The sequence below is a fragment of the Pectobacterium polonicum genome (assembly GCF_005497185.1).
GTDB classification, from domain to species: Bacteria; Pseudomonadota; Gammaproteobacteria; order Enterobacterales; family Enterobacteriaceae; genus Pectobacterium; species Pectobacterium polonicum.
On the sequence record NZ_RJTN01000022.1, the window covers coordinates 62,206 to 69,828 of the forward strand.

At 44.4% G+C, this 7,623-nt stretch carries 6 protein-coding genes and 3 pseudogenes; 4 read left to right on the forward strand and 5 right to left on the reverse strand.

From position 1 onward, the window contains the following. Positions 1-222: 222 nt before the first annotated feature. The gene (gene fliE, locus EDI29_RS18725) at positions 223-537 is read left to right on the forward strand and encodes a flagellar hook-basal body complex protein FliE (RefSeq protein ID WP_137742092.1); all 315 of its coding nucleotides are present in this window, start codon (positions 223-225) and stop codon (positions 535-537) included. Between the two features lie 248 nt (positions 538-785). Here the strand turns inward: fliE and fliT are convergent, their stop codons facing one another. Genes fliT through fliD form a run of 3 tightly spaced genes read right to left on the reverse strand, consistent with a single transcriptional unit; the run spans position 786 to position 3,034 of the window. Further along, on the reverse strand, positions 786-1,166 hold the full coding sequence (gene fliT, locus EDI29_RS18730; RefSeq protein ID WP_137742093.1) for a flagella biosynthesis regulatory protein FliT: 381 nt from the start codon (positions 1,164-1,166) through the stop codon (positions 786-788). Next, complete coding sequence (fliS, locus tag EDI29_RS18735) at positions 1,166-1,576, reverse strand: flagellar export chaperone FliS (protein ID WP_137742094.1); 411 nt, start codon at positions 1,574-1,576, stop codon at positions 1,166-1,168. Before fliS ends, fliT begins: the two co-directional genes overlap by 1 nt. 30 nt (positions 1,577-1,606) lie before the next feature. Further along, positions 1,607-3,034, reverse strand: coding sequence for a flagellar filament capping protein FliD (fliD, locus tag EDI29_RS18740; protein ID WP_137742095.1), 1,428 nt, complete (start codon positions 3,032-3,034; stop codon positions 1,607-1,609). A 281-nt stretch (positions 3,035-3,315) separates the two neighbouring features. On the opposite strand from fliD, the gene EDI29_RS18745 reads away from it, so the two are divergent. After that, on the forward strand, positions 3,316-4,209 hold the full coding sequence (locus EDI29_RS18745; RefSeq protein ID WP_137742096.1) for a flagellin N-terminal helical domain-containing protein: 894 nt from the start codon (positions 3,316-3,318) through the stop codon (positions 4,207-4,209). A gap of 265 nt (positions 4,210-4,474) precedes the next feature. Here EDI29_RS18745 and EDI29_RS18750 read toward each other — a convergent pair. Next, positions 4,475-5,136, reverse strand: a pseudogene (locus tag EDI29_RS18750) (integrase core domain-containing protein); the annotation flags it as partial. 66 nt (positions 5,137-5,202) lie between these two features. Between EDI29_RS18750 and EDI29_RS18755 the strand changes: the two are divergent. Beyond that, a pseudogene (locus EDI29_RS18755) lies at positions 5,203-6,207 on the forward strand (IS110 family RNA-guided transposase). A 214-nt stretch (positions 6,208-6,421) separates the two neighbouring features. Here EDI29_RS18755 and EDI29_RS18760 read toward each other — a convergent pair. Beyond that, a pseudogene (locus EDI29_RS18760) lies at positions 6,422-6,547 on the reverse strand (transposase); the annotation flags it as partial. A 244-nt stretch (positions 6,548-6,791) separates the two neighbouring features. Here EDI29_RS18760 and EDI29_RS18765 point away from each other — a divergent pair. After that, the coding region (locus EDI29_RS18765; RefSeq protein ID WP_137742097.1) for a hypothetical protein at positions 6,792-7,623 on the forward strand (832 nt) is incomplete at its 3' end.

Here is a 7,623-nt window from a genome sequence, read left to right on the forward strand (position 1 = left end):
CGTTGTGACGTGACAAAACAGAACTCCCTGATTGCGCAATCAATAAAACATTTCGCCTACATTTATCGGCATGTCATTATTTTCCGTAAAAGAAAAATCGATGGGTCGATAAGGTGGCATTTTTCACGCTAATTACCCCATTTAGACTAAATGGGGTGTGGTAGGGTATCGTTGTCATAAATGTGTATAGAAAGCCTAATTAGCAAGGTTTAGCGAGGTAATATGTCGATTCAAGGTATTAATGGCGTTCTACAACAAATGCAGGTAAACGCTCTGCAAGCCTCGGGTACGCCAATAGCCAGACCGTCGGTAGAACCTGGTTTTGCCAGTGAGTTAAAAGCGGCGATTGATAAGATCAGCGATACGCAACAAGTCGCTCGTGCGCAAGGTGAAAAATTCACCATGGGCGTTCCGGGTGTAGCATTGAATGATGTAATGGTGGATTTGCAAAAGTCATCTATTTCAATGCAGATGGGCATTCAGGTGCGTAATAAACTGGTGTCGGCGTATCAGGAAGTAATGAATATGTCTGTTTGATGTCGTTTAATGACATCTTGCTGTAATGATTAAAGTTATTGCACATCATCTCACTGTTAAACAATGGGATGACGTGCGATTTCTATCTGTAGCGATTTTCTGCCCATATCTCCCTTTTCCTCGCCACGAACTGATCTCTTGCTGTGGTAATTCCTGAGAATTTGTATCAAAAGTTTCCGCTATGGATAAAAAAACGCGCCTCGTATAAACAGAAGCGCGACGGTGACAGCGATATAATTTATAGAACACTACGATCGCGTTTCGTCAGGCAAGGGCTCACCAGGTAGCAGCCGCTGGCCTGCAAATTCACCATAAGTCGTATTAATTGACTTTTGCTTCAGTGATTTCCCCATTAACGAACTTAATTCATCCATCCGCTTCTGCAGAAGTTGTTTTACTTTCGCTTCATTATCCATCACTTCCTGCAAAATCTGTCGCAGATGCAAACGCATCACACTGTCAATTTCGTCAGGAATTGGCGTGTTAACTAAGCCTTCAACGGACTGAACATAAACAATCTCTTGCTCAACCAACGTATCCCATTGGCCGCTGACGGCCAAATGAAGAATTTTTTGACTCAGAGACAAAAGCTGTTGGTAATCTTTTAGAAGCCGATGGGGGGAGGCCATTAACGTACTTCCTGCTCTGGTTTGTAATTAGGGCCGATTTGCCGCCAGGCATCAGCGATATTTTCCAACAATATTTCGACTTCTTCTATCGCTTTGGGATCGTTATGTAAGTTGGCAATCAACAATCGTTGAGACATGTAATCGTATAGGGCGGACAGGTTTTCAACCAACTCGCCGCCTCTGTCCATATCCAGCCCAGCTTTGAGCCCGTTATTAATTATGTTTATTGCTTTAGATAACGCCATGCCTTTGCCTGGTATATCACCTTGTTCCATGAGAATACGCGCGCGCAACATTGCACTGCGCGCACCATCAAACAACATGACAATAAGTTGATGAGGGCTTGCGCTCATCACACTGCTTTCAAGGCCTACCTGAGCGTAGGCCTGACTGCCTTTCATATTGTACATCACGCTACCTATCTTTCTTTTATCAGAAACTTAGAGTTTAGAGAACATGCTCGTCAATCTACTGGTGGTACTGCTCATGTCAGACATGGCTTTATCTAAGTTAGTAAACTGCTTTTGATAGCGAGCGATCGTTTCTTCGATGCTGTTAGTCACGCGAGTTAATTGGGTATCTAATTTTTTTATTGTACTGTCAAGACCATCCTGTTTGGTTTTAATAACACCATCGATGTTATCAAGCAGTGATTTCATATAAGTTCGGGTCTGTGTTGCAAAACCCGTCTTATCGCTATCACCAGTAAAGAATGCTCTAACTTTACCTGGCTCTTCTTTTAGTGCCTTATCTAGTTTAGTATCACTGATCTCAAGCTTGCCGGTTTTAGCGTTCTGAGTAATACCCAGATCGGCCAGAATTCGGAATTCACCGCCTTCAGGCTGGAGTGTCGTTAATTGTTGCTTAAGCTTGTTCTGGATTTCACGAACGGTTGAGTCACCTAATAAGGCACCGTTAGACGTGTTTTGATCTTCGCCAGATTTAACCGGGGTATATTTAGTTTGTGCAATGATTGTGTCTTGCAGCGCATTATAAGCATCAACCCATGCTTTAACGGCATCTTTCATTCCGGTAATATCTTGCGTAACACTCAGCGTTTCTGGCTTATCAACTTCTGTTTTTGCCTGCAATGTTAAAGTAACGCCTTCCAGCGCGTCCTCAATCGTATTGCTTTGGCGCTCGATAGTAATACCATTGGCGACGATGACGGAATTCTGCGCGGCTACTTTCTCAACTGTTGTTCCAAGAAGGCCATCACTGTCACTTATCGTCATTTTACTATCTGTTCCGCTATTTTTTGCGGTTAACATTAGGTAATACTCATTGTCTTTCGCTTTGACGATACTGGCGGTAACTGTGCCATTCGTTTTGTTGATGGCATCCCGTACATCGTTTAGTGATGTTTTACCTGCTTTGATATCTATTTCTAGCGATTTTTGGGTTTGGCCCGTTGTCGAGCCAGGAACAGCAAATTTACCATTATCTTGAGTGATAACGAGTTTTGTATCTGTTTCGCTCAATGCATCTGTGGCACTGGTTTTAACCGCGGAAGTGATTGAGTGCGCTTGGGCTAAATGTTGTACTTCAACGCTATAGGTCCCAGGGGCAGCCTTACTACCTGTTGTTGCGGTAAAGGCTTTATTCGTTCCTGATATACTGGTATTGGTTATTCCATCAATCGAACCTTTGACGATGCCGAATGATTCAGACTTTGCCAACGCATTATTAGCCGTGTTCAATTTATCCAACGCACTTTTTAACGCACTAACACCAGTAACCTGTGCTTTGAAACTATTCTGCTGAGTTTTTATTGGAGTAAGGCGCTGATTTTCAGCTGTTCTCAGATTACTCAGCAATGTCGTTAAGTCTAGGCCAGAACCTACACCTAATGAAGAAATGCTTGCCATATATATAATCCTTCTTATGAGAGTTGATTTACTATAGGGCTGTTATCGGCAGTACAAATGATAAGTTTAGCACTAAGATACTGGACTTTGGGATGCGCTGAACTAAAGATTTCACTATCACACTCCACGGTGTGTTGCAAGTGTTATTTCTTGAGCAACCAAAATGATTCGGTCAAAAAAAATTAAAGCTTCTGAAAAACGTTCCGATAATTGTTAGCGACGGGGATGAACCCGTGGGTCTAACCCGAAACTTATATCTCATTGATTAAGGAATTATTATCATGGCAGCTATCAATACTAACATCATGTCACTGGTTACCCAGAACAACCTGAATAAATCTCAGTCTTCTCTGGGTACCGCCATTGAGCGTCTGTCTTCTGGTCTGCGTATCAACAGCGCAAAAGATGATGCTGCTGGTCAGGCGATTGCTAACCGTATGACCGCTCAGGTTAAAGGGTTGACCCAGGCTGCACGTAACGCCAACGACGGTATTTCTCTGACGCAGACTGCGGAAGGCAACCTGAACGAAATTAACAACAACTTGCAACGTATTCGTGAACTTGCGGTTCAGGTTGCAAATGATACCAACGGTACAAGCGATAGCGGTTCAGTTTACACTGAAATGAAGCAACGTTTGGATGAAATCGATCGTACTGCTAAATCAGCTTCTTTCAACGGAACCAAATTGCTAGACGGTACAGCAAGCGGCGGTATCAATATTCAGGTTGGTGCAAACAGTGGTGCTGACGAGGTGATTACGATTACTTCTGGTGCACTGGTTAATGCTACAACTACTTCTGGTTCTGGTCTGGCCTCAGGTGTTTCTTCTACTGTTGGGGCTATTAGTGGCACTGCTGCAGGCACTGCTGTATCAGGTATCGGTGGCGCTAGCGGCCTTGCACAGAAAATTGTCGATGCAGTCGATGTCGCACTGAAATCTGTAGATACTGCACGTAGTAATTTGGGTGCGATCCAAAACCGTTTCGAATCTACAATCACTAACGTAAACAACACTATTAACAACCTGTCTAATGCTCGTGGTCGAATTCAGGACGCAGATTATGCCGTTGAGGTGTCGAATATGAGTAAAGCGAATATTCTACAACAAGCGGGTACTTCTGTTCTGTCTCAGGCGAATCAGGTTCCTCAGACCGTACTGTCTCTGCTGCGTTAATTAAAGCAAAGTATTACGTCCATAAACCCAGCTATGTGCGGGGTAATTAGATGGTTACCACACCCTGTGAGCAGTATGCTGGCAGGGTGTTTTTTTCTAAAGGTGATCATTATGCAAAACGTTACGCTCATTGGCACCAATCTCGACAAACAGTCATTTTGTGATTGTAAGCGCCCCCATTTTAGTTCCCCGCACTTTTTGAGATTTTCGGGTCTTGATCTCTTCCCAATATCGGTACCAGGTTAAATCAGAGATCCGGACCTTTTTACAGACTTCGAACAAATTCCTCCAGAGTCTGGTTATTTAACGAGGAATGCGGTCTCTGCTGGTTATATTCCTGTCGCCAGTGTTCGACCTTCTCCTGAGCGTCTTCCAGTGACAGGAACCAGTGGACGTTCAGACATTCGTCCCGAAAACTGCGATTGTCTGTCTGCAGCCGTCCCGGCACCCGCTTCTGTAACTGCTTCAAGCGCTCCATCACTGCGACCACATCGTCTCCACGCAGTCCCTGACCGACCTGGATTGTCAGACATTCCCGACTAAAATTATCGACTACAGTTAGCGCCCGGATACGACGTCCGTTGAACAGATTATCAGCCATGAAGTCCATGCTCCAGTACTCGTCTTCCCTTATCCGCTGTGTGATGGCCCGGTCATCACGGCAACTGCGGTAGTGATAAACCGTGCGGCTCTGCATCATCAGACGACAGCCGCGACGCAGCCCGATACGGTAAGCTTCCAGCAGATATGCCACCGCTTCACGCTTTTGCACGGGCCTCAGAACTTTTTTCGGATGACATCCGGCTGCATCTCCTTGTCCAGACTCAGGTTCACCACCAGCCGTTTCAGACGGTGGCTCTCTTCCTCCAACTGTCGCAACCGACGCAGCTCCGTCACGCCCATCCCGCCAAATTTCTTCTTCCAATTAATGGGATGGACTACCTCCTCCCTCTGCGGTTAACTGTATGAAATATGCTCAGCAGGAGAATCACCATGAATATCGAATTTCTGGGTATTGATCTGGCTAAAAACGTTTCCAGCTCTGCGGGTTAAAACAGGCCGGCAAGCCAGTTTATACGAAACGCACTGGCCGAAAAGAATTGCTCCAGACGGTGGCGAATATTCCGGCATGTCTGATTGGTGTCGAAGCATCTACTGGCAACGTGAATTTAAAAAACTGGGACATAAAGTAAAAGTCATTAGCCCTCGGTATGTAAAACCTTTTGTCCGTGGGCAAAAAAATGACGGTAACGATGCACAGGTGATAGCTGTGGCTCTGATGCAACCTACTACGCAGTTTGTTCCACCGAAAAGCTCTGAGCAGCAGGATATTCAGGCTCTGCACCGTGCAAGACAGCGTCTTGTCAATCATCGTACTGCGACAGTACGTCAAATCCGGGGGCTGCTGCTTGATCGGGGAATAACAATCGGCGCAGCAGTCTCAAGAGTTCGTCGTTCCGTTCCGCTTATCCTTGAAGATGCTGAAAATGGTCTTAGAGACAGAATGCGCATGACGATTGCAGAACTTTATGATCTCTTTAATGACCTTGGTCGTCGTATAAACTTTTTTGATAAAAAATTGATGTTGTGTTCAGGAGCTCAGAAGCCTGTCAGCGCATTGCCAAAGTTAAAGGCATTGGCCCTAAAACGGCCACGGCCATTGTTGCTATTGGCAAAGGAACTGAATTTAAGAATGGAGGTCACTTTGCTGCATGGCTTGGTCTTGTTCCATGCCTGCACTCGAGTGGCGACAGGCAGGTGCTGATGAATATGACGAAAAAAGGCGACAAGCATTTGCGGACTCTTTTTATTCATGGTGCCCGTGCTGTCGTCAGGGTTGCCACGAATAACAATGATGGTTATATCAATCAGTGGGTTAACCAGTTAAAGGAACGGCGCGGATTTAATAAAACGACCGTGTCGGTTGCTAACAAAAACGCGAGAATAATCTGGTCGATGCTGAGAAATGAGACCGAGTATCAGGCAGTGGGAAGTTAATATCCTGCCAGCAAAAGTTGCAGCGTACTGATAAATGGTGACAGATTGCACCTGCACAATCGGAACCTGATTTTTATACTGGCCTCAGAGGCCGTCCAGTTGTTGAGGCGACTGTGTGCGGATTACCCATTTGGGCACAGGTTAGTATTCCTGATGCCGGATAGATGTAAGCAACAACCCGAAACCAGATTCAGTACTTGCAAAAAGGAGGTAGTCGATAGATGTAAAAGGTGGCTTCAGAAATCCCCATCTTTCTGCAGACTTCCTCCACCCGTGTGGCAGTATCGGCCTGCTTCAGGGCAAACGCAATCTGTTCTTCGGCATAACGGGTCTTTTTCATGCCAGATGACCTCTTTTTGACGGAGAAAAAGGCCCGAAAATTCTACTTTACACCGGTACTGAACGAAGGGAAGAGATCAAATTACGCCGCATACATCAAATTTAGTGTTGTAAAATTGAGGTAATAGCAGATTTTTATGTTCTAAATAAGGCTGTAATTTGTAGGTTTATTGATAGATAAGTAAATTTTTTCCTTACTATTATAATAACATTTATCTGTTCCCTTCTGCAGAAGGTATTTCTTTATGCCACGCGTTTTTATCAGCACACTTCAGTTTACTGACTATCAAGATGAAACATTAGCAATACTGGATCTTATCGATGCATTTATTGATAGAGGCTGGGGGGTCGATGCATACTGCCACCAGTACAGCAACCCAATAAAGAGCTTTATTGAGCAACGATACTCGGAAGATGTTCTGTTTGTTACAGATAACGCGGAACACGAATTTAGTGAAAATTATGAGCTTCTCTGGATACAATGTACATCACTAAACGAAAGCTTGCTGAATCGCATGTTAAATGGTGGTATAGAGACAAACATTATTTTTGACCATCAGTCGTTACAGAATCTAGAAATGATGTCTGCCGATGTTAAGTTGGAAAACCGTTTGGCGAATAAGGTGTTAGTAACATTGCCTCGGCTCAGCGATTTTTTACGTGACAGTGGTCTTGAGCTATCAATTATTCAGACATTTCCTAACCCTACTGCTAAGAAATATCACGACCGAGCGTCATCGGATGTCATACCCAGTCTTAAAAAGTTACTCGTTATCGTTGATACATGGATTCCGAGTTTGAATTCATTATCTGATGAACTACAACCTTACTCTGTTGATTGTGACCTGATTAGTCGTGAGCAATGGTTGCAGAACGAGTGCCTGCAAGGCTATGACGCGGTTCTCGCTAGTGGTCGAATTGCTCAGTATATACTGTGTTCCGGTATGCCTGTCTATATGTATCGTGACAGAGAGTTTATTGGTTATATCTGTACTGAATTGACTGAAGGTAATGTGTTTCGTGAAGAAACGAGTGGAAAAACGCTTTCAGCCAAAGAGCTGGTAGACGATATTATTG

Coding starts and splice junctions, on each gene's coding strand:
- fliE (WP_137742092.1), top strand. CDS start 223: ATGTCGATTCAAGGTATTAATGGCGTTCTACAACAAATGCAGGTAAAC.
- fliD (WP_137742095.1), bottom strand. CDS start 3,034: ATGGCAAGCATTTCTTCATTAGGTGTAGGTTCTGGCCTAGACTTAACG.
- EDI29_RS18745 (WP_137742096.1), top strand. CDS start 3,316: ATGGCAGCTATCAATACTAACATCATGTCACTGGTTACCCAGAACAAC.
- fliS (WP_137742094.1), bottom strand. CDS start 1,576: ATGTACAATATGAAAGGCAGTCAGGCCTACGCTCAGGTAGGCCTTGAA.
- fliT (WP_137742093.1), bottom strand. CDS start 1,166: ATGGCCTCCCCCCATCGGCTTCTAAAAGATTACCAACAGCTTTTGTCT.